The following is an 18,798-nucleotide window of genomic DNA, read 5'->3' as shown; positions in this document are numbered from 1 at the left end:
GAATTTGCAGAAGATGTAATTGTTGCCATGCTTGATGCAATCATGGGTGCTGCCATAGAGTTCATCCAAACAAGCAGCACTTTATCCTTAACAATGGCCGAAAATCCAGCATGTTGAGTCAACCCGGAAAGTTGAGTTATTGAAAATCGGCTTAGCACTCAATCAAGAGATACTCATCGTAGATATTGACCTTCTGCGCCAAACATACCAATCATCACTTTCCCTCACAAATCCGGCCCCAACAAAAAGTTTTCGTGAAGCACAGTTGTCTTGTTTTACATAGGCACGGAGTTCTTGTACATCTTTTATCTGTTTTGTCAAATTCAAAGCATGTCGGCCCAAGCCAAGCTTCTGAAAGGGTTTGGACACCAAAATCGATACTTCAAAAACGGATTTATTGTTCATACTATCTAAACGAATAATTCCCGCCGGAACGCCTTCATACTCGATGATATTTAACCTTCGATTTGGGTCGCACAAAGTATTTCGAAACCACTCTTTGTGTTCCTGTAACATTGGTACATTTGTATTTCTGGCAAAAAGACGCGACCCTACGCCACCTTGCCACATATAGACATTAAACTCATCTGATCCAATGGCATTTCGGACTTGAATTTCCAGAAAATCTTTTTCTGCTCTTTTGCGACATTCACGAGCAGCCATCTCTTCAACCAGCCGCAGTGTTCCAAGACCATCACAAAGCCTAAAAGCCGCCAAGCTCATTTTGTAAAGGATACTCGGGTCCTCCCAGATCGAGGAAATTGCTTCTCCAATCATCGACGGCGTGACAGGTGTTGTCGTTGTGTTTAATAACATTACTGCGCCCGAATTCTGCACTATTTCAGCTATTTTATATTGATTAGTCGCACTCACAAGGGAAATTGTTGGCAATCCAAGTACCGCTCTTTCCCATATTGAACCTCCACATGCACCAATTGCCAAATCAGCATTCAACATCAAGGCACCCATATCAACAACGTCAACACAAAGCTTAACGTCATAATCTAGCCGAACGACAGTTTCTCTAAGTTTTTCCAGTTTAGGTGCGCTAGATGTCAAAGCAACGTTTACTTTCAATTCACTTCTAAAAGGCAATTTGGAAATTGCGTCAAGCACAACACTATTCAGATTTGTGGGATCAGTTCCTCCTAGCGACACCAGAAGGTTTCTTGGAGATTTTATTTTGTTCCGACGGTTTTCAGCCAGGGTCCGGAGGCGATAGATTCGATTGTTTACCAAGGCATACTCTACACCACACAAAACAAGGCATTCTTCGGGCACTAAATTGACATAATCAGTAATACTTCTCTTTGGGGTCTGATCTAAAAGCATTTGTGTGTCATGCCGACGATCTGCAAGATCATCGATTGCCAACACAAGGTCAGCAGAGTTTTTCATTGCTCTTTCCCATCGAGCATCCAAACCGTAATGGTCAACCACTAGCAAGTCTGCCTTCCCCCAACCCGCCAACATTTTTTTGCATTGCTTAACATCGTCGTACCAATTAATTCTTACCCAGCCAATCTCATCGTCAAGCAACTTGTCTTGGGATTTCCCACTACCCTCAATTTGCAAGACAACATAGCCTGAATTCGTCAGCTCCTCTCTTATTGCTGGCGTAACCCAACGACAAAGAAAAAGAATCGGCCCTTCAGTTTGCATACTGTCTGCAACTGCCATACATCGTCTGACATGACCAACTCCAAGAGACGGTGTTGCATCGACCCTAAATACAATCAGTTTTTCCATCTCACATCAGCACATACTCTTTTTGTTGGCCTGAAGGCTGACAATGAGCACTCACTTTTTCCGGTGAATTAATAAATGGATGACTGTCTTCCTTCAGTGGGCGTCGAACCTTATCAACGCCAGAATCTGTGACATGATTACCGATATTATCTTTACGAATCCAAGTGCCATCGTCCCCGCGTGACCAAATCGACGGATCTCGCATCGGTTCGATAATCTTAAAGATCTCTTCATCTGTCATATCTACAGCTTTCAAAAACACATCAGTATCGCTTGGTCGTACATGGTCATACTTCAACACCATGGCAATTCCCTCCTCACGGGTCATCCGACCATGCCGGATTTCCGTAGCAGCGTCGTCTGTAGCCCGACCATAGCCAAATTTCAAAAACTTGAGATAGTCGTGGAGACCATTGGCATGGAGATCATCAAGCTTGTCATAGAGGTTAAAAGTCCTCTCTCGGGTCTGAGCAGTTTCAAAATCAAGTTCTTTGATAATGAATTCTGTTTGTTGCCGAGCGTTCCAGGAAATGAAGTTGGAAAGGTAAATCCCACGCACAGCAACCCTTTCCAAATCTTCTTCACTAGGATAATAGAACGGCGCCAAATCGTAGGTTGTCAAGGGGCTGCCAGCTTCATGCAACAGGTCTTCAGGCTCGAAACCACGCATGGAATGCTCTTGACGTTTTTTCTTTGTGAATTCGACAAAATCATCCTGGTTGTGCATGCCAACAAGCTCACTAAAACCTTCTTCTCCCCAAACAACCAATGGGATGTCATATTTAACTGCGACCTGACTAGGAAACGTCATGATTCCTGCATGATAGTGCCAAGTGATATCTCCAACTTTTTCCAACATGTATCGCGCCAAACGTCTGGCTGAACCTGGAGCTGTTGTATACCGCAGAAGATTGCAATCCATTTTTTCAACAAGGTTTGTCAGATTGCGCAGACCCAGAGGTGTATTAAAAGTATGGTTATACGTAACAAGCAATGGATTCATCTGATATTTGGTCCGTAGAAGCCATACTTGAAAAGTTGAATCCTTTCCACCGGAAACAGGGATGATGCAATCGTATGGATTGCCTTTTTCTCGTTGCTTCATTTTGTACTCTGTAAGTATATCATGCAAAATTTTCTCTCTCGATGTCCAATCTATTTCGGGACGGCTTTCGATCAGCCTACAACCGGAACAAACCCCCTCGTCATCAAAAACAATTCCCGGACGAGCATTAGCCGGATAAACACATCTTTTACAATATTCCATTATTAATTCTCCTAAAGATTACTGTTGTGATGCAAATATGGCTCATAGGCTGGACGTCGAGGCATATTGATCTTGTAAAAAGCGCTATATCGTACCGAAACACCTGCATCTGCCATGAATTCCTTAGCTTTTTTCGTGCTGTGTTCTGTGTAATGAAAAATGTTCCCGGCAGAGACCGCATCGGCATTCCCTTGCTTGATCCCATCCACCAGATCCTGCCAACGTCCCACCCCTCCCATAGCAATCACCGGTACGTTCACCGCCCCTGAAACTTGTCGAACCAGATCAAGATCATAACCACGTTTGTCACCATCAAACTCAACAGAGTTTACCATAAGTTCCCCTGCCCCGAGTTCAGTCGCCTTTCGTGCCCAGGTGAGAAGATCCAAACCGGTCGGCTTTCGCCCGTTATCGATATACACTTCATAGCCGGATTGCATGGCAGGATTTCTCATCCCGTCAATGGACACAACCGCACATTGGCTTCCAAAATTCTCGGCTACTTCCGTAATCAAATTAGGGTTCTGCACGGCTCCGGTATTGATAACAACCTTGTCGGCCCCTGCCCGGGTGTAAATCCTGACTATTTCCAGGTCGACAATTTTTCCGCCAACAGTGAGCGGAACAAAACACCGGCGTGAAAGATTATGGACTATATCGATAAATCGTGAGGTAAAAGAAAGAGAGTTGGATATCTCTAGAACTACGATTTCGTCAACTGTCCACCCATTAAAAAAATCAACCGCGGTAAAAGCACTGCCCACCATATTAGTTCGTTTGAATTTACGAGTTTGTACGACGTTACCGTTGTTAACAAGGAGAGTGGCGATCAGACGATGCTTGGTCATATCCCCTCCACAAAGGTTTCAAGAAGCTTCATACCTGCCAGCTGAGATTTTTCCGGATGAAATTGTGTCGCAAAAATATTTTCATGCTCTATAGCCGCCGTGAACCTGATTCCATGCTCACAAGTAGCAGCAGCGATATTACGAACAGTTTCATTAAAAGGTGCATAATAACTGTGAACAAAATAGAAGGTCGCCGGGGGCAACAATTCTGCAAACAGGCGACTTTTTTTCTGGACAATCTCGACATCGCTCCATCCGATATGAGGGACTTTTGGTTTGCTCTCCCCAGAAGGAAATCGCTCACATCGTCCGGGAAACCAGCATAAACCTTCTCCCCCCCCCTCGGCGCTTCCTTCAAACAGAAACTGCAAGCCAAGACATATTCCTAGAAATGGTCGTCCTTCCTCACGTACCAACTTCATCAGTGCTTCATGGTGTCCTCGATTTTTGAGCCCCTGTATACCGGCATCGAAAGAACCAACTCCCGGCAAAATGATTTTTTCAGCTTCGTGAAGCTGGTCTCCTCTTTCCGCCACAAAAAGATCAACACCGAAACATGTAATCGCATTATAAACGGACATAATATTCGCCAATCCGTAGTCAATAATAGCTATTTTACCCATCAAGATATTCCTCTAACTCAAATTATCTATCTAACAGAAAAAACAGGACGAACCAGGTCGCAACCAAGTCTGTTTTCCAGGGGTATATCATGTTTTTTATCCAGCTCCTCAGCAAGAACCAGTAAAAATTTTTCCCATGCGGAAACAACATGCGTCTCGTCTTCTTCCGTTAAAGCCAGACAGATATTATGACTACTACGAATCAGCACCCCCTGTTTCTGCATTTCCAAAATGAACAACGTCTTCATTGCTTCCTTGCTTGCAAGAGGATGGTCTGAAAACTCAATTATCGTCCACGAGGGATGCCCTTTAAGTTGAATATAGTCTTGCATTTTCACTTCCTGAATCAGATCACGGACTCCATCATTCAAACGTTCGCCTTTCATGCGTAAACGGGCAATTCCATCTTCTCTTTCAAGTTTATCGATAACGGCAAGTGCTGCTGCCAGAGAAAGAGCCTCGCCGCCAAAGGTAAACGAAAAGAAAATATCCTCCATAACACGCATGTATTCCGCTTTCCCAGCAATAACGGAAATTGGCATGCCGTTACCCATTGATTTTCCGAAAGCAGCCAGATCCGGGATTACACCAAATAATTCCTGCGCTCCCCCCATTGCAAAACGAAAACCAGAAATAATTTCATCAAGAACAAAAAGCGCTCCATGTTTATGGGCCAGTTCCCGCACTCCAGGAAGGTAACTTTCAGCTGGCCAATCAACATTCATGGGCTCCATGATAACGGCGGCAAATTGCTTGGGATGAGAGACAAGCAGTCGTTCAAGAGCATCTAGGTCGTTGTATGGGAAGCGATGAGTCAACTTGCATACAGCATCAGGAATCCCTTTATTCCTGACAGTAGTTCCAATATACCAATCCTGCCATCCATGATATCCACAACAGGCAATCCTGTCACGGCCAGTCACTGCACGTGCCAATCGAACTGCTGCAGAGGTTGCATCAGAACCATTTTTACCGAAACGAACCATCTCGGCACATGGAAGTATCTCTGTAAGTTTTTCGGCGAGTTGAATCTCAAGCTCTGTCGCCAAACTGAAGGAGATGCCTCTTGCAAGCTGATCCCGAATTGCTTGGTCGACATCCGGATCCGAATAACCAAGAATAACTGGCAGTAATCCACAAACCATGTCAACATACTCGTTGCCGTCGACATCCCAGACCCGGGCACCTTTGCCTTTTGTTAAAAACTGTGGCGACACGCCCCTAGGAGACTGAAGATAGCTCTTGGAGAAAGTCTGTGTTCCAAGAGGAATACAACGTTCGGCTCTTTTCAAAAGAGCTTCACTTTTTTCATAACGCTTTGATAAGCCTAAGCTCAAACTCATCTATTTTCACCAAAATTGTCAATCTTCATAGTTCTGTGTTTTTCAGAAAAAAGTTTCGCAGCAAGAGCAACTTTCAAGTCAATCAATGCCTCTTTTCCTCCCAACAGGTCCGGGATATCTTTTCCCGAGACAGAAGCAACAAAACTCTCCATCATCTTCCGATAGGGTTCATTCAGATCGACATCATCCAAATCAACCAGAGTCGTAAACTGTGCTGTTGATTCTTTATAAAAACGGACCGTGCATTTTTCAGGTTTTTTCCCTTCACTCTGCCAGATCAAGGTCCCGTGCTCACCAGCAATCACACAACCTCGCATTTTTATCTTTTGCAAATAGTCAAGATGAATTTCACTCTTGGCACCTCCTGTGTGGACCAATACGATAGCGGCATAGTCTTCGACATCGACATCCAGATTGGAAAGCTTGTCTGCATGACACATCGTAGAATCTGCAGGCCCCAAAAGCCATTGCAGATAATCAATTTCATGAATGGCATCGAGTATAACCCCTCCCCCAGTTTCTTTACGGGCACAATAAAGTTGAGAATAGTCAGCTCCTGGGCGCATCGAAGGGAGCCAGTTACCGTATTGTGCACGGGCAAAATAGACATGACCAACGTCCGCAAGGTGGTCCCTAATGGCAGATACTCCGGGATGAAATCGCATGTTACATACTACATGCACTCGTCGATCCTGTTTTTTTGCGAGAGTAAGGAGGTTTTCAACACCATCGAGAGAGTTCGATATGGGCTTTTCTATCAACACGTGTGATCCGGCATTTATTGCAGCCGAAGAAACTTCGAGATGATTATGGTGCGGGGTCGCCACAACAACAGCGTCCGGATGATTAGAAAGAGCATCTTCAAGAGTTTTGAACCCTCTAATACCCAAATCATTTGAAGCCTTTCCCAGTGTGTTTGAGTCAATATCCGTTAGGGAAACATCGGCGAAGTTTCGGGCGTTGACAGCATGTCTACGACCTATTGAACCACATCCTACTACCAGGATCTTCATCTTATTCCTTTTGATGCATAATATAATGCCAGTTCCAAATCAGCTAGTGTATCGATATCTACAGACTTATCCCATGACATCTCAACTCCTTTAAGTGTTGTCCCGTAGAAAGTTTTCTCCTGCAAAAATGCCTTGGCAAGTGTAGCATATGTACTACCATTATCTACTACCAGCGAGGGGATATCCTGGCTACGTTTCGCTACCAGGTCTGGCCACATCGGAACAAGAAACCCTTTCTTGTCCCGTGTAAGAGCCTGTTGTGGCGGAAAATGATAACGACTCACGGCCATTGCAAATTCACACTCTCCCGGAACAATGAGTTCTACTACTTTCCTTATATCTTCACTCCCCCTTAAAGGCGCAGTTGCGTAAAGGCAGGTCATTACATTCCATAATCTTCCGGAAACACGTTCGTTTTCCAACAGATCAAGGCAAACCTCAACAACAGAAGCTTCATCAGTTGCCAAATGAGGAGGTCGCACAGAGATCTCTGCGCCAGCTGCTTCTGAAATTGACAGAATTTCATCATCATCAGAAGAAACAACAACCTTTCCAAAAAGATCAGATTCAAGAGCTGATTCAACGGTGTAGACGAACATTGGTCGGCCCATAAAATCAATCACATTTTTTTTTGGCAAACGCTTTGATCCACCACGAGCTGGGATGAAAGCTATATTTGACTCTGATTGTTTTTTCATATGTTCTCAGCGAGAGAATTATTTGCCCAAAAGGCATAACACCATCTGTCAACCCATTGATCGCCTGTCCAATAATGATCTGACAACACTGCTTCGCGTTTAAATCCAGCTTTCTCAAATGCCTTGGCAGAACCGAGATTGTTGGAATAACAGCCGGCGGTAAGTTTGTTTAACTGCAGGTCATGCAATCCGAAATTCCTGATCAGCGTTATTGCCTCGGTACCGAAACCCTTTCCCCAGCAACTTTTCTCCCCGATGACCAAAGAGATCTCACCACGTTTATGGATCGGATTCACTTCCAACTTTATATTGCCGATGTGAAATTGATTACCATTTAAAAAAATGGCGAAAAAATAGACATCAGGCATCGAAGCCATTCTCATTATGTATTTACAAATGGTTTCGTAATTCTGGACTGAATGGCGGGTTTCTAAAAACTTGTTAACGTCCTGATCATTTAACCAGCTGACGTATGACTTGCTAACATGTCTAGTCGTCAAAGACACCAACTGCATGCCAGACCCGGAAATATGTAAAAACTCATTATTCGTCATGCCAGGCAAACCGGTATTCCTCGGTCATATAAATAACTGTGTGCTTTAATAGGGCTCTGGTCCGTGAAATGAAAAATACTTGCGGCTGACACTGCAGATGCTTTACCTATTTTGACTCCGTCCAGAAAATCCTGCAAGGTGCCAACTCCCCCCAATGCCATAACCGGTATTCTGGAAACCCTAGTAATTTGTTCCAATAACTCCAAATCATATCCGTTCATCATGCCATCACGGTCCACAAAATGCAGTAATATCTCACCTGCTCCACGCTCCGCCATTTCACCTGCCCAAGTAACCGGATCCCTATTTGACAACCTAGTACCACAATGAGATGAAACAAGGTACCTACCATCATGATCAAGTTTAGCATCGATACAGACTACAATATTCGCGCAACCAAATGTCTCAGCTAGCTCATTAACAAATTCCGGTCGAACAACGGCTTCAGTAGAAATGCTGATCCGATCTGCTCCAACAGAAAAAGTTCTTCGAGCATCTTCGACGCTTCTGATACCCCCGCCGACTGTTATCGGAATAAAACATTGTTTCGCACTCTGTGAAACAAGGCTGTATAGTTGGCCTCTACCTTCAACCGTTGCGGAAATATCCAGGAACAGCAATTCATCTGCTCCCTGAGCATCATAAACACGAACAGTCAGATTAGGGTCGCCTGTATCACGATAAAACTGGAATTTTTTTGTCTTTATCATCCGTCCATCTTTTAACAAGAGGACAGGAACCACACGGATTTTGAGCATTCCTCTTCCCGTAGAAAATTGGAAAATAGATCCAGTCCCGCCTGACGACTCTTCTCAGGATGAAACTGGACTCCAAAAATGTTTTCATGATGAACGGCGGCAACAAACTTTTCTCCATATGTACAATATGCTGAAACATATTTTTCAGGACAATCCAAAACAAAGCTATGGACAAAATAATAATCCTGGCCTGACAAAACACCGTTAAAAAGAGTTTTATGTTCTGAAATTTCCAAATCATGCCACCCTAGATGTGGCAGAGGCAGCCCATTACTTTCAAGCCGACGCGCCTTCCCTTCAATAAACCCTAAGCCCTCACACTCACCAGATTCTTCTCCTGTTTCTACCAGCAGTTGCATACCGAGGCAAATCCCAAGAAATGGTTTTTTGATTTCCTGAACCTGTTTTCGAAGCGGCTCAATTAGCCCCATTTCACGGAGATTATGCATTCCAACACGGAAATTACCAACACCCGGCAACACGATATGTGAAGAATCTTCCAAGTCCGCCGCCCGATCAGACACCAACACCTTCCGACCACAAGACACTTTCTCCAGTGCTTTGGTGACAGATAATAAATTTCCCAGACCGGTATCTAATACAGTTATCATAAAACCCTACCCTGATAAACTTTCAAGCCGATTGCCTATCAATGCCTAAAAGGTTTCGCCATAGATGTTGATCACCTAATGGCTCAGCAGGTAATTTTTTGGTCGGGTCATGTTTATAAGGTACAACCTCATGGGACATTGCTATTTCCATGAACTCGTTTTCATTAATACCGGTCAGTTCAAGAAAAAGATCAAGACTTGCAGGTCTCTTTCCGTCAAATTCGTCTATAAGTTCCATTGCCTCTTCACGATTTTTTCGTCCTTCCCGAATATCAATCGAAACCAGATGGGTGGTGCGCCCGAAACCACGTTTGATATATTTGAGGTAATCACGAATTCCCGTAAACATGCACTCAACTTTTTCCCAGCCATATTCTTCGGGGATTCCTTCAACTGTATTCCACTTCCAACCGAGTTCATCGCGAATGACCCCCCCCATCTTCCGAGGATCCCAGGGGATGAAGCTCCCGAGATGGACAGATACGATTCCGAGTTTCTGGATTTCCTCAAGTTTCGGGTACCGAAACATCTCGAGATCCCTGAGTTCAACCCATTCGGGGAGCATGCCAACCATATCTTCTGCAGTAATCCCTAGATTTACAAACCTGTTAAATTGTCTTTCATTAACTTCCTGAATTTCCTCGTAACTATACCCATAGCTTCCATACTCAGCGTCAGGTTGTCCCCAAAAAATCAAAGGAATCTTTTTTTCAACAGCCATTCTCATTGAACCAGCATATACTCCACAATGACAATGCCAGCAGAAATCCCCCTTACGCCGGAGAGATTCAAGCATCAGTTCGCGCACAATCTTCCAACTCGCTTTGAAACTGACAAAATCACAATGTAGCTTCTTCAAAGTCCGTTCACGATTTTCCAGATGTTGGGGACGATAAAAACCATGATCAAAGGAAATAACAAGCGGCTTGAGTTTTAGCTGAGTTACCAGGTACCAGAGAGTGTATGTGCTGTCCTTTCCTCCGGAAAATGGCACAATGCAGTCATAACCATGCTTCCCTCTAAAGCGTTCACATAGTTTCAACAGCCACTCTTTACGCTGATCCCAATCAATTTTTTCTTTTTTGACTTTTATCTGGTTGCAGACGGTACACACACCATTTTCATCAAAACGTATACTGTCCTGTGTCTCGGGAAGACAGCAATTGGAACATCGCTTCATAAAAACTCTCCTTTAAATGTTCAATCGATATCATCAAGGCCAACAAACGAACCAGCCTTTATTTCTTTTTTCAACCTTCTCCCCAAAATCAGATGACTCATTTCCGGCCTGATCCCAAAACCAGGCCGGGCAAAATCAATACACTCTTCAGTTATCACATCACCTGGATTGAGATCATGCGATACGATCATGCTCCTCCGAACTGCTGAAGCTTTTTTTCTCTCCTCATCAGACATGATTCTCCGCGGATGGCCAAGAGCGACCTCCAAATCCCTTATATGAGATACAAATTGCTGCATCTCCTTGGGTTCAATTGAAAAAAGATGCTCAACGCTAGGAGTGGAACGATCTAAGGTAATTGTCTTTTCTACAAGGTTTGCTCCTAAAGCGACAGCAGCAATGTCCATTTCCCATCCAGGAGTATGGTCAGAAAAAGCCACCGGACAGTCAAACATGGTTTTTAATGTGAGAATCATTCGAAGGTTGATGCTTTCAAGCCTTGCAGGATAACCGGAAGGACAGTTGTGGACGATAAGCTTATCATTACCGGCGGCTAATGCCACATCAACAGCACGCTCAACATCTCCCAAAGTGGCATTCCCGGTATCAAATTGCAGGCTGACATTTTTCCTGGCGCAATAATCAATAAACTGAAGATAATCAACATCACCTGAACAGATTTTAATGGACTCACAACCAAGTTCTGCCAGAAATTCAACCTCATCCTTAAATGTAGCAGTGGAAAAAAACACTATACCCAAACTGTCACAGTAGGCTTTGACATCGGCCCACTGTTCACGAGTGAGTGTTCGCCGGGAGAGGATATCGTAAAGAGGTTCCGTAACTGTTCGCATTGCTTCCCCGCCTCTTTCCTCAAGAATCTGGTAGGAAAAAAGCTGTTTCCTGTCAGGCACTAAGCGAACAGGGTCAACCAACTGAAATTTTACAGCATCAGCACCAGCTTTTGCGGCCTCTTCGACTAGTTTTTTTGCCGTATCTATTCCATCATGGGTCGGTCCGGCCTCAAAAACGATAAAAACCGGAAATCCTTCTCCAATCTGTTTTTCCCCTAATCGTATATGCTTTGAAGGTTGCATCATAGGTTCTGGCTCATTTTTTTATGATTGTTTCAAATAATTGCTTCACGGTAAAAAGAACAAAATCAAGTTGTTGACGATTCATCGAAGAGTAGATAGGCAAACTTATTGCTTCCATGTAGTATCGTTCCGCCTCAGGACAATAACCGGCAGTAAAACCCAAACTCTTATAATATGGTTGCCGATAAACCGGAATATAATGCAAATTTACGCCAATACCTGCAGAATGCAATGCGTCAAAAACTTCTTGTTGGCTCTTTACAATTTCAGCCAACTGAAGTCTGACCACATACAAGTGCATCGAAGAAAAGCTGTCAGGCAGGCATGCCGGAATCATCAGGGGCAACTCTGCAAATAATTCATTATAACATTTAGCGATGTCATGTCTTTTCAAAACAAACTCATCCAAGCGTTGCAATTGGCTCATACCAAGAGCCGCCTGTATATCTGTCATCCGGTAATTAAAACCCAATACGATCTGCTGGTAGTACCATGGGCCATCAGGAAAATGCGTCATTTCCGAAGGATCACGGGTAATCCCATGACTTCGCAACAACTGCATCCGCCTAGCAAGATCATCGTTGTTGCAGAGCAACATCCCTCCCTCACCCGTAGTAATGATCTTTACCGGATGAAAACTAAATACCGTAATATCGCTGTAGCAGCAGCTCCCAATGGGCTCATCACGATAACGCCCACCAATGGCATGTGATGCATCCTCAACAATATTGAACCCGTAGCGTTTACCTAGTGAGGCTATCGCCTCCATTTCACACGACTGGCCACAAAAATGCACCGGAATAACTACTTTCGGTAAACGACCAGTTACTTCAGCCTCCTCCAACTTTTTCGACAAACATTCGACGCTCATATTATTAGTATGCGGGTTAATATCAACAAAATCGACATCCGCCCCACAATACAAGGCGCAGTTTGCGGTTGCTACAAAAGTGATAGGAGTAGTCCAGACAGAATCCCCTCTTCCGACCCCTAATGCGAGACATGCAATATGTAGAGCACTTGTGGCGCTATTCACCGCAACGGCATGCCGAGAGCCGCAATATGCTGCCACAGCTTTTTCAAATACTGGGATAACCGGTCCTTGAGTGAGGAAGTCTGAGCGTAGAACCTCAACGACATTTTGGATGTCGGTTTCAGAGATATCTTGGTGACCGTAAGGGATCAATCTATTCCTGCAAGATGGTTAACTTCCTGAATCTCAACTTCGCTTAAAAAATGTTCGTTTTTCCCCGAGTTATACTCAAACCCTTGTTCCACCGGCTGACCTTCTTCTCCAAGTTTATTTGGTGAATAGTTATTATTGTGATCTGTGAATGTAATTGATGGACGTAATACGAAGTGATCACTAAATTCCAGGGTAAGATGAGAATCGTCTGATGGGCACATCACCTCGTGTATCTTCTCCCCTGGTCGAATACCAATAATCCTGATTGGAATATCAGGGGCCATAGCCTTGGCTAGATCAATAATGCGCACTGACGGGATCTTCGGGACAAAAATCTCCCCTCCCCGCATACGGGAAAAATTTTTCAATACAAAATCAACACCTTGCTGAAGTGTAATCCAGAAACGGGTCATACGCTCATCTGTGATTGGTAGAGAAGAGGCTTTCTCGCCAACGAGTTTTCGAAAAAATGGCACAACAGAACCACGAGACCCAACAACATTACCATAGCGTACAACGGCAAAACGTGTACGATGTCCACCTGCAATATTATTGGCAGCTACGAAAAGCTTGTCAGAGGCAAGTTTTGTCGCACCATATAAATTGATGGGATTGGCTGCCTTATCAGTCGAAAGCGCTATTACTTTGTTGACTTCAGTTGTAAGAGCTGCCTGAATAACATTCTCAGCACCATGAATGTTGGTCTTAATACATTCCATGGGGTTGTATTCTGCAGCAGGCACCTGCTTAAGTGCAGCGGCATGGATAACAAAATCAACCCCCTGCATTGCCTGCACAAGCCTTTCTTTATCTCGAACATCACCAATAAAATACCGCATGCAGTCCTTATTAAAGTCCTGCTCCATTTCAAATTGCTTAAGTTCGTCGCGAGAATATATGATCAGTTTTTTAGGTTGATATTGGCTAAGAATCGTGCGTGTGTATTGTTTACCAAAGGATCCTGTGCCACCAGTTATAAGAATAGATTTATCGTTAAACATAGGCCTCAATCAATAAATTGTTTTGGGATTTCAAATCTAAATACTCTTCAGTATTCAATTATTATTTCCGATTTCTGCCATTTCTTTAAAACTAGCACTACTTTTTAGCAACTGTTCATAAGTTCCTTGGGACACAACACGCCCTTTATCCATTTCAAAAATAATCTGGCAACGACAAACCGTAGAAAGTCGATGAGCTACTATTAATATAGTCAAGTCACTATCCAAATCTTTAATAGCATCCATTACCATCCGTTCAGTCATATTATCGAGGGCACTTGTAGCTTCATCAAAAACAAGAATTTTTGCCTGACCATAAAGAGCTCTAGCAATACCGATCCTTTGACGCTGTCCTCCAGAAAGACGAACCCCTCTCTCACCAACCATGGTTTCATAACCATCAGGAGTATTTTCAATAAAATCTTTAATCTGTGCATGCCTGGCTGCCAGCTTAACCCTATCCATATCTATATTTTCTGGATTTTCACCAAAAGCAATATTTTCTGCCAGAGTCGTATCGGCCAGATAAATACTCTGTGGAACATGAGAGATAATGCGTTGCCACGAACGATGCGTACTGGTTGTTAAAGGAGTCCCGTCAACCAGAATATTACCTGTAGTCGGTTGGAGTAACCCCATAAGCAAATCCAATGTGGTACTTTTGCCACTACCAGTTCCGCCAACGAAACCGACTCGGGCCCCATAAGGGATAACCAAATCGAGATCTTTAAGAACCCAAGGCCCGTCATGACGATAGTGAAAATCCACGGATTCAAAACGGATCTCTCGCCGAAAATTAAGAGGAAGAGGATGAGACAACAAAAGTTCTTCCGGAAAAGGCTGGTCTAGCAGCATTAAAACATCAATCAAAGAAGCTTTATTGCCAGTAATATTTGCCCAGCCACCATAAATTTGTTGCAGTGCTGGCAGCAGACGTTGCGCTCCAAAAACCAACCCTCCCAAAGTAGGTAATATTGTATGCATCTCATTAGTTTTCCTAGCAAGTCCATAAGCCAGAAAAGCAATCAATACCATTCCTAAAGCTTCTATAGCATAACGAGGGCTCATGCTGAAAAATCGATTGTTCCCCTGGGCGGTCCGCATAGGCAGGTCGGCTCGTCCATAAAGCTTGCAATACTTTGACTGATGACCCCCCAGTAAAATATCACGAATTCCGCCAAGCCCTTCCTGCATTGCCTTCAATCGCATGACCTGTTCTCTGGCAACTCTCTTGCTGTTATGAAGCAAACGTCCACGTATCAACCAAGTGATTAATCCATAAATACTTCCAAAACCAAGAAAAGCCAAAGTTGCACCAAAAGGATCGACAATCTCCATAGTAAAAACAAGGCATGAGGCGACAAATAATGAACTAAACATGCTTAACATTTGAAACAGAATTTCTGTTGCAGTAGTCACCTTGTCAACACCGCTGATCACTTCGCTGCTGTTGCGTGCTAAATGCACATGGTAGGGCTGATATAGTGTTCGGCGATAGACTTCAGCACTCAAGTCATGACCTACTGCAAAAGCAAATCTGGTATTAACCCACAATTGCAAAAGGCGAACACTACCGGCCAAAAATGCTGCAGTTGCAAAAATCACAGTAAAAACAAGTACTAACTGTTCAGGCGTCACTATTCCAAATCTTAGAGCGAAATCTTTGGCAACAGGATACTTCAAAACACGATCTGGTGATGTAAGAACACTAAGAAAAGGAAAAACAGCACTAAGACTGATCATCTCTGAGATTGCAGCGGCAAACATCAGAATTACCAAAACTATAAATTGGTATTTCCGACGCCTGTTGAAATGCCCCCACAGTTTAAAAACAAGCCATGGAAGACTTGATTTGTCAGGTGTACCCTGAAAAACACCTTTACATACTTTCAAAACAGCCTCAGCCCTTTTTCAACAAAATATTCAATAAAGATCCCCGGGACATGCTCTTTTGCTAAAAGCATAATTTTTGGTTCATTCGTAAAAAAGTTGAAAATCAACCAATGCCAGTAACTGCATGAACAAGAAAAAGCATCGGATTTAACCATCTTTGTTAAGGTTTTGTTTCCAGACAGAACCATGACAGAGAGGAGAAATCCGATGCACCTCAAAACTATCACGGAACTGCTTGCTTTGCCAAACTTTCAGGTTGCCAGTGTGCTTGAGCAGAACGAAACCAGCATTCACCTTTATGTCGATCTGGTGGAGCCGGTGGCGCCGGTCTGTTCCGCCTGTGGGGTCGTCCACCACGCTCCCGTCCACAGCACTGGCTGGATTATGGTGGAGGACATGCCCATAGCCGGCAAGCGAACTTTTCTTTATATTCCCAAACGCAAAGCCCGCTGCCCGATTGACGGCAAAATCAGGGTTGAGCAATTTGGCGTGTTACGCGGCCGCTTTACGAGGCGCTTTGCCGAGCAGGTCTATCGTCTGACTTCCATCACCACTAACGCCGAGGCAGGTTGGTTTCTCAAGCTCGACGACGAAACCGTCTACCGCATTGACCGCGGCATACTTGAGGAGCTTGCCCTGGAGAAGCTCTCCCCGGTACCGGCGCCCTCCATCATGAGCGTTGACGAAGTGGCCTGGCAAAAGTGGCACAAGTACGTGACCAATGTAGTCGACATTGAGCGGCGCAAGGTCATCTGGAATCATGACGGTCGCGGCAAAAGCACTCTGGATGCCTTCTTCTCGGCCTTGGGCCAGGAGAAATCGTCGAAGATTGACGCCGTCGCCTGTGACGGTGCCCGTGGCTTTCTATCGTCAATCAAGCACCATGCGAAAAATGCCCTGACCGTTCTCGACCACTTCCATGTCAAAAGCTATCTCAACGACGCCATGGACACGGTCCGCAAAGAGGAACTCCGCAAGGCCAGGCACGACAAAGCTACTGATCTGGCCGATCTGCTTCACTGCCGCAAAAAGTTCATCCTGATGCAAGGAAACTCATCAAAACGACAGCGTGATGTTCTGGAGCAATTGGCCAAGCTGAACGACACAGTCTATCGAGCCATGCTGCTCAAGGAACAGTTCCTCGAAATCTACCGATCCGACTCGCGCAAAACCGCCCAAGCTGGACTCAGGCAATGGATCGGAGCGGCATTCGCATCCAAAATCCCGGCCTTTATGGAGCTGGCACAGAAATTCTTCCGCAAGCGGCATTTCATCCTGAACTTCTTCAGGATGCGGATCACCTCGGCCATCTCCGAGGGAATCAACAACAAGATCAAACGGTTAAAGAGGATGGCCTACGGCTACAAAGACGTTGCCTATTTCCTCCTCAAAATCCATCAACACTGTGGATTACTTAATCCACGGCTTTCAACTTAAAAGCGAATGAACCTAATTTTTCGCTCTTCGAAAGCGGGTATTCAATTGTGTTTATCTGGCATAAACGCAGCAATCAGCGGGGAATTAAACCCAGTGAGAGAGATTAAAATCTGAGTCCAAATATAATATGTTCAGGAGTCAACCAACCGATGGTCCCCATATTTTTCAAGAGTTTATATCAGACTTTCATTAATTCCACGGGACATCACCTTTAGCAGGTTGTTAAATTCCACTACAGAAAGCTCATAAACAATTTTCAAATTTATTTGCTTTAAAATTCAGCTTCACGATGAAAAGTCATCGTTTTTATCGCATTCACAGCAAAGCATGAAATAATGCCGGAAAGCAACCCTGCAAATATTCCCAAAAATATAATTAAAAGGCGGTTTGGACGGAAAGGTTCCGATGGTACCTTCACAGTTCGACCAATCTGAAATGGTTGAATCGAGATACTACCTACATTTAACGATGAAAGGCGATTTATATCGTTTTGAAAATCGTGGAGTCCTTTAATTGGCCACTTATCTTCGTCCCAGTTCTCCAGGACCTCGATTTCTGCTGTGAGAGCCGTTATACCACGGAGGTATAATGGGGCATCAGCCGGATTGATGACCATATCTGTAATCCCAATTCTTCTGGCAATTTCCAGTGCTTCCCGAAGAACAATTACCCTGTCCTGACGGTCCATTTTTGCTCGTATTCTCAAAATATCAATAACGTCTTCCAGTTCATTGATTTTCGCTACAAACCTTGCCTTCGTTCCTTCAATAAGTTGAGTTGCAGTGATATCGGAAATATAGGATAAATATTCATTCATATCTTCAGTGAGCTTTCCCCGCTCATTGCCTTCCAAAGCGACGATAACACCTTCTGCCGGATTATTTTCTACGCGTAAAGAGATGTCAAACTTCCCGAAAAAACTCGGATTATTTTTAATAAATTCGTCTTGTACCGCGAAACTATTAAGGTTCAGAACGGTCTGTTTGAAAATATTATCGGCCGTCAAAGCACACAATAACAGTTCCCCCCCTCCCGGTAATTTCTGATAATTTGAGATTGGGGAAACATTCGCTTCAACCCTGTTATTATCAACAGGCATATCGCACAATAACTGGTTAAATCCAACCATAATCTGAGGCGCTGGGGGAGGCAAAAGAATTGCGTCAACCCTGTATGATGGAGGAGACAGATATGCATAACTGACTACACCAGACACAAAAACCAAAGTGACTCCGAACAACCATTTCCAATGACGAAAAATTATCAGAGAAATCTCAATAAGATTAATTTCATCTTCTGCGCGCTGACTTGGTTCTTCTTTGTTTGGGTGCTGAGCTTCTTTAAATTGTGATCCTTGAATCATATATTGTCACTCCATCAAATTGATTGACCGGTGAAAACACTCGAAAAACATAATCATAAAACCGATGAACCTGGCATATAAAATTATATGAGTGATTATTTGTATCGGACAATATGACATCAGTTGAATTGACATATTGACCTAACACGTTCACAATACTTTTGATAGCGAAACATG

The 18,798-nt window shown here is 43.9% G+C and carries 17 protein-coding genes; 1 reads left to right on the top strand and 16 read right to left on the bottom strand.

All coding sequences use genetic code 11. The features are described from left to right. Positions 1-162 precede the first annotated feature (162 nt). Genes pseG through KKG35_11585 form a run of 15 tightly spaced genes read right to left on the bottom strand, consistent with a single transcriptional unit; the run spans position 163 to position 15,695 of the window. Entirely contained in the window at positions 163-1,749 is a 1,587-nt protein-coding gene (pseG, locus tag KKG35_11655; protein ID MBU1738782.1) for a UDP-2,4-diacetamido-2,4,6-trideoxy-beta-L-altropyranose hydrolase, read from the bottom strand. A gap of 1 nt (position 1,750) precedes the next feature. Then, positions 1,751-3,016, bottom strand: coding sequence for an N-acetyl sugar amidotransferase (locus tag KKG35_11650; protein ID MBU1738781.1), 1,266 nt, complete (start codon positions 3,014-3,016; stop codon positions 1,751-1,753). 11 nt (positions 3,017-3,027) lie between these two features. Beyond that, positions 3,028-3,864, bottom strand: a complete 837-nt coding sequence (locus KKG35_11645; protein ID MBU1738780.1) for an imidazole glycerol phosphate synthase cyclase subunit — start codon at positions 3,862-3,864, stop codon at positions 3,028-3,030. Next, positions 3,861-4,487, bottom strand: coding sequence for an imidazole glycerol phosphate synthase subunit HisH (gene hisH / locus KKG35_11640; GenBank protein ID MBU1738779.1), 627 nt, complete (start codon positions 4,485-4,487; stop codon positions 3,861-3,863). The genes KKG35_11645 and hisH (KKG35_11640) overlap by 4 nt, the downstream gene beginning before the upstream one ends. 26 nt (positions 4,488-4,513) lie before the next feature. Next, positions 4,514-5,830, bottom strand: coding sequence for an aminotransferase class III-fold pyridoxal phosphate-dependent enzyme (locus KKG35_11635; GenBank protein ID MBU1738778.1), 1,317 nt, complete (start codon positions 5,828-5,830; stop codon positions 4,514-4,516). After that, positions 5,827-6,843, bottom strand: a complete 1,017-nt coding sequence (locus KKG35_11630) for a Gfo/Idh/MocA family oxidoreductase (protein MBU1738777.1) — start codon at positions 6,841-6,843, stop codon at positions 5,827-5,829. The genes KKG35_11635 and KKG35_11630 overlap by 4 nt, the downstream gene beginning before the upstream one ends. Next, positions 6,840-7,541, bottom strand: a complete 702-nt coding sequence (locus KKG35_11625; GenBank protein ID MBU1738776.1) for an acylneuraminate cytidylyltransferase family protein — start codon at positions 7,539-7,541, stop codon at positions 6,840-6,842. The genes KKG35_11630 and KKG35_11625 overlap by 4 nt, the downstream gene beginning before the upstream one ends. Continuing rightward, positions 7,538-8,095: a GNAT family N-acetyltransferase gene (locus KKG35_11620; protein ID MBU1738775.1), complete on the bottom strand. Its 558-nt coding sequence runs from the start codon at positions 8,093-8,095 to the stop codon at positions 7,538-7,540. The genes KKG35_11625 and KKG35_11620 overlap by 4 nt, the downstream gene beginning before the upstream one ends. Next, positions 8,092-8,853, bottom strand: a complete 762-nt coding sequence (locus KKG35_11615) for an imidazole glycerol phosphate synthase cyclase subunit (protein ID MBU1738774.1) — start codon at positions 8,851-8,853, stop codon at positions 8,092-8,094. The genes KKG35_11620 and KKG35_11615 overlap by 4 nt, the downstream gene beginning before the upstream one ends. Continuing rightward, positions 8,817-9,464, bottom strand: a complete 648-nt coding sequence (gene hisH / locus KKG35_11610) for an imidazole glycerol phosphate synthase subunit HisH (protein MBU1738773.1) — start codon at positions 9,462-9,464, stop codon at positions 8,817-8,819. The genes KKG35_11615 and hisH (KKG35_11610) overlap by 37 nt, the downstream gene beginning before the upstream one ends. Before the next feature lie 22 nt (positions 9,465-9,486). After that, positions 9,487-10,644 (bottom strand): N-acetyl sugar amidotransferase, encoded by a 1,158-nt coding sequence (locus KKG35_11605; GenBank protein MBU1738772.1) that lies wholly within the window; start codon positions 10,642-10,644, stop codon positions 9,487-9,489. Positions 10,645-10,664: 20 nt separating this feature from the next. After that, positions 10,665-11,741, bottom strand: a complete 1,077-nt coding sequence (locus KKG35_11600; protein MBU1738771.1) for an N-acetylneuraminate synthase family protein — start codon at positions 11,739-11,741, stop codon at positions 10,665-10,667. A 13-nt stretch (positions 11,742-11,754) separates the two neighbouring features. Continuing rightward, positions 11,755-12,927 carry a UDP-4-amino-4,6-dideoxy-N-acetyl-beta-L-altrosamine transaminase gene (gene pseC / locus KKG35_11595; protein ID MBU1738770.1) on the bottom strand — a complete coding sequence of 391 codons (1,173 nt, stop codon included), beginning with the start codon at positions 12,925-12,927 and terminating at the stop codon, positions 11,755-11,757. Then, the gene (gene pseB, locus KKG35_11590; GenBank protein MBU1738769.1) at positions 12,924-13,928 is read right to left on the bottom strand and encodes a UDP-N-acetylglucosamine 4,6-dehydratase (inverting); all 1,005 of its coding nucleotides are present in this window, start codon (positions 13,926-13,928) and stop codon (positions 12,924-12,926) included. The genes pseC and pseB overlap by 4 nt, the downstream gene beginning before the upstream one ends. Before the next feature lie 54 nt (positions 13,929-13,982). Continuing rightward, a complete protein-coding gene (locus KKG35_11585) occupies positions 13,983-15,695 on the bottom strand; it encodes an ABC transporter ATP-binding protein/permease (GenBank protein ID MBU1738768.1) in 1,713 nt (570 codons plus the stop codon). A gap of 333 nt (positions 15,696-16,028) precedes the next feature. On the opposite strand from KKG35_11585, the gene KKG35_11580 reads away from it, so the two are divergent. Then, entirely contained in the window at positions 16,029-17,258 is a 1,230-nt protein-coding gene (locus KKG35_11580; GenBank protein MBU1738767.1) for an ISL3 family transposase, read from the top strand. A gap of 271 nt (positions 17,259-17,529) precedes the next feature. Here the strand turns inward: KKG35_11580 and KKG35_11575 are convergent, their stop codons facing one another. After that, positions 17,530-18,621, bottom strand: coding sequence for a hypothetical protein (locus KKG35_11575; protein MBU1738766.1), 1,092 nt, complete (start codon positions 18,619-18,621; stop codon positions 17,530-17,532). Positions 18,622-18,798 lie beyond the last annotated feature (177 nt).

This window comes from Pseudomonadota bacterium, assembly GCA_018823285.1.
In the GTDB taxonomy this organism is placed as follows: Bacteria; Desulfobacterota; Desulfobulbia; order Desulfobulbales; family JAGXFP01; genus JAHJIQ01.
This window is presented reverse-complemented; position numbering and strand designations above follow the sequence as displayed.

Coding starts and splice junctions, on each gene's coding strand:
- KKG35_11600 (MBU1738771.1), bottom strand. CDS start 11,741: ATGCAACCTTCAAAGCATATACGATTAGGGGAAAAACAGATTGGAGAA.
- KKG35_11615 (MBU1738774.1), bottom strand. CDS start 8,853: ATGCTCAAAATCCGTGTGGTTCCTGTCCTCTTGTTAAAAGATGGACGG.
- KKG35_11575 (MBU1738766.1), bottom strand. CDS start 18,621: ATGATTCAAGGATCACAATTTAAAGAAGCTCAGCACCCAAACAAAGAA.
- hisH (MBU1738773.1), bottom strand. CDS start 9,464: ATGATAACTGTATTAGATACCGGTCTGGGAAATTTATTATCTGTCACC.
- KKG35_11630 (MBU1738777.1), bottom strand. CDS start 6,843: ATGAAGATCCTGGTAGTAGGATGTGGTTCAATAGGTCGTAGACATGCT.
- KKG35_11585 (MBU1738768.1), bottom strand. CDS start 15,695: ATGTTTGCCGCTGCAATCTCAGAGATGATCAGTCTTAGTGCTGTTTTT.
- KKG35_11625 (MBU1738776.1), bottom strand. CDS start 7,541: ATGAAAAAACAATCAGAGTCAAATATAGCTTTCATCCCAGCTCGTGGT.
- KKG35_11620 (MBU1738775.1), bottom strand. CDS start 8,095: ATGACGAATAATGAGTTTTTACATATTTCCGGGTCTGGCATGCAGTTG.
- KKG35_11650 (MBU1738781.1), bottom strand. CDS start 3,016: ATGGAATATTGTAAAAGATGTGTTTATCCGGCTAATGCTCGTCCGGGA.
- hisH (MBU1738779.1), bottom strand. CDS start 4,487: ATGGGTAAAATAGCTATTATTGACTACGGATTGGCGAATATTATGTCC.
- pseB (MBU1738769.1), bottom strand. CDS start 13,928: ATGTTTAACGATAAATCTATTCTTATAACTGGTGGCACAGGATCCTTT.
- KKG35_11635 (MBU1738778.1), bottom strand. CDS start 5,830: ATGAGTTTGAGCTTAGGCTTATCAAAGCGTTATGAAAAAAGTGAAGCT.
- pseG (MBU1738782.1), bottom strand. CDS start 1,749: ATGGAAAAACTGATTGTATTTAGGGTCGATGCAACACCGTCTCTTGGA.
- KKG35_11580 (MBU1738767.1), top strand. CDS start 16,029: ATGCACCTCAAAACTATCACGGAACTGCTTGCTTTGCCAAACTTTCAG.
- KKG35_11605 (MBU1738772.1), bottom strand. CDS start 10,644: ATGAAGCGATGTTCCAATTGCTGTCTTCCCGAGACACAGGACAGTATA.
- KKG35_11645 (MBU1738780.1), bottom strand. CDS start 3,864: ATGACCAAGCATCGTCTGATCGCCACTCTCCTTGTTAACAACGGTAAC.